The following is a 2,865-nucleotide window of genomic DNA, read 5'->3' on the forward strand; positions in this document are numbered from 1 at the left end:
CAGCTACGCCGCCCGCGCTGGCGTCGAGACCAACCGTCCACTAACAATCACCTTGGACCTGCCGGCGGGGGCGGATCAAGATCGACTCGTATTGCCAAGGCTGAAGTCTGGCGCGGGATGACTGATCAGGAGGCGGAAGAGGTGGACGCAGCGCTTCAGGCCGCGCCACTGCGCCTTCGTCGCATCTTTGAAGCGGCTCAGTTCCTCAGCCAGAACGATGACGATTACCCCGCCCTGAGGTCTGGCATCGCTGCCGCGCTCGGGGAGAGCCGTGCCGACGAGGTTCTGGCGCCGACCTATTGAGCGCCGATCACGAAGCGCAACCTTGCGAGGAATGGGCGCAGCGACAGCTTATCGCGCTTTCGTCACCACTGGGAGGCGCTGAATTCCTCAGGCGTCTCGCCGTCCTGGCGGAATTCCCAACCCGATCCGTCGGGCTTTCGCCTGCGCCAGACTTGTCCGAGCCCCTGCGCCCGGCGGCCATCCAGAAGCCTGGGCGGCCATATCCATTCGTATCTGTGCCAGAGATAGTCCTGCGGCCGGACCTTCGTCGGGAGGAAGCGCGCGAGCAAGGTCTTCATCATCGGCGGTCTGCCAATGCGGGGCGTGCAAGCGGCGCCGACGACCCGAGGCTGCCGTCGCTTCTGCGGCGCCATGCCATCAGGGGGCGCTCATAGAGCACATGGACGACACAACCCGCTGCAACCGCAGCTAGGCCGATGGTCAGAAGCTTCACGCTCGCGGGAAGCCCCGGGAGGTGCGCAAGGAGAGCGGCGACTGCCGCGATCATTCCAGCCTCGATGAGGTATATCGCATAGCTCGCATCGCCCAGAAAGCAGAGCCATCGCGGCGCCCGGCAATCGGACTTTTCCAGATCGATGGCGGCCGCCACCATGACCGCAGCCGGCAGCCCGAAAATCCACAGCCTGTTCTCGACCGCGAATTGCGAGTCGAGCACCACCATGAGCAGGACGGCTGCGACAATGAGGAGGCTGTTCTGCAGCCGGCTGAGAACGGGCGCGGGACTGAGGGCCATGATCTCGGCGATCATGACGCCCAAAGCGAATTCGTAAATGATCGGATTGGCGGCGAAGGCCCGCCACACCGAGCCCTCAGGCGCAATCGTTCCGGACAGGAACACGCAGGTCAGCCCGACCATGAGCTTGGGAAGCAGGTGCGTGCGCGGGCCCAGCATCATTGCAAGCCATGTTCCATAGAAGGCCATCTCGTAGATCAGCGACCATCCCTGGTTCAAGGCCGGCGCCAGCAGCGAGCTTCCCGGCGAGAAGGCAGGAATGAACAGGAACGACTTCAGATAGTATTCCCAGTTGGTGAAGAGCGCCCCATCGCGGGCGTAGGCCACTATCGAGCGCCACGGCAGCTCGGGAAGCGTCAGCAGCCAGTAGAGCGGGGCTATGCGCCAGATGCGTCCGATCGCGAACGGATAGATCCGGCCCCAACGCTCGCCGCCCGTTACGGAAGCGATAATGTATCCACTCATCACGAAAAAAATATCCACGCCGAAGACGCCGGCCTTCGTGACGATGACTGGAATATTCGGATCGTAGTGCGTGAGATTGCCGAGGTGTGCAGAAACTACAGCCAAAGCGGCAAAGCCGCGCAACGCTTGGATGTTTGCAAGGCGTTTTTGCATCCAGCCGTTTAGCATGCTCACGGCTGTTCGACTAATCGGCTGGTTAGCTCGATCCCGCCACGGCGGCCTGCCCGCTCAGCTCGCCACCACCCGCCCGGCGGCGGACAGAGCCATGAACAGCGAGGCGACGTTCAGCGATTCCTTGAGGAGGCCGCCCGGCAGCCCGGCCAGCACCTCGCCGACGGACATCAGATGCACGCTCATACCCTCCTCGGCGGTGTCGAGCTTGCGCTCGCCTGTCGGCTCGACATCCAGGGCCAGATAGGTGTGGACGCGGTTCGTCTGGTTGCCGGGGTTTGCGTAGAGCGAAGTGACGAGCTGGAGCGCCGCTGCGCGATAGCCGGTTTCCTCCTCGAGCTCGCGCCTGGCGGCCTCGGCGGGATCGCCGTCGCCGGCATCGACCGTGCCGGCCGGCAGCTCGAGAAAGACATCTCCGGCGCCGTGCCGGTATTGGCGCACCAAGACCAGCTCATCAGCGGCGGTGATGGCCACGACATGCACCCAATCGGGGTAGTCGAGCACATAGAAGGGCGCGACCTCGTGCCCCGAAGCCGTCAGGCAGTCATCGGCGCGCAGATTGATCCAGCGGTCCCTGATGACGGTGCGCGAAGCCCGCGTGGTCCATTTCGTATCCATGGCTGGGGCTTAGCCATTGCGCGCCGGCCCGCCAAGCCCTGCCGGCTAGAGCGCGAGCCAGCACAAGCCGCCGAGCAGGAAATTTAGCATCCAGAGCAAAGGGGCCGGCACAGCCGCCATGCCCTGATCGAGCAGACGTTCGTCGTCCATCGCCTTGCCCGCTAGCCGAGCAGCGCCAGCGGCGCCACGAAAAGGATGGCCAGGGCGAAGACCACGGCGGCGCGCAGCCAGATGCCTGTGAAGCGCGCACTGAACAGCATTTGTTCCTCCTGCGTTCCAAAAATGACGCAGCGGAACGTTCATTCCACCGCGTCAGCAAGCCGGCGCCGCCATACTGCACGCCAGCGACGCCGACCCGTCCCGGACCGCGGTGCGCGGGGGCGATGCCAGTCCGGGCGAGCGATGAAGCGCTCAAACTGACCCTACGTCAACTGCCCGCCTCGCGCGGGTTTTTTTTACATCTGGAGAGATCGATGACGGCTCAGAATTTCGCGCCGGCGCTTGCGCGCGTCCTGGTGCACGAGGGCGGCTATGCCAATCACCCGCAGGACCCGGGCGGCGCGACGATGAAGGGC

4 protein-coding genes are annotated in these 2,865 nt (G+C 64.4%); 2 read left to right on the forward strand and 2 right to left on the reverse strand.

All coding sequences use genetic code 11. The features are described from left to right. Positions 1-303, forward strand: a 303-nt coding sequence (locus BGO20_RS00405; RefSeq protein WP_465245978.1) for a hypothetical protein, incomplete at its 5' end; no start/stop codon positions are given. Positions 304-580: 277 nt separating this feature from the next. Here BGO20_RS00405 and BGO20_RS00410 read toward each other — a convergent pair. Further along, the gene (locus BGO20_RS00410) at positions 581-1,669 is read right to left on the reverse strand and encodes an acyltransferase family protein (RefSeq protein WP_291665242.1); all 1,089 of its coding nucleotides are present in this window, start codon (positions 1,667-1,669) and stop codon (positions 581-583) included. Positions 1,670-1,729: 60 nt separating this feature from the next. Next, on the reverse strand, positions 1,730-2,290 hold the full coding sequence (locus tag BGO20_RS00415) for an NUDIX hydrolase (RefSeq protein ID WP_291665239.1): 561 nt from the start codon (positions 2,288-2,290) through the stop codon (positions 1,730-1,732). 473 nt (positions 2,291-2,763) lie between these two features. On the opposite strand from BGO20_RS00415, the gene BGO20_RS00420 reads away from it, so the two are divergent. After that, positions 2,764-2,865, forward strand: a 102-nt coding sequence (locus tag BGO20_RS00420) for a glycosyl hydrolase 108 family protein (RefSeq protein WP_299856271.1), incomplete at its 3' end; no start/stop codon positions are given.

Origin of the sequence: Allobosea sp. 67-29 (assembly GCF_001898115.1) — a bacterium.
Classification (GTDB): Bacteria; Pseudomonadota; Alphaproteobacteria; order Rhizobiales; family Beijerinckiaceae; genus Allobosea.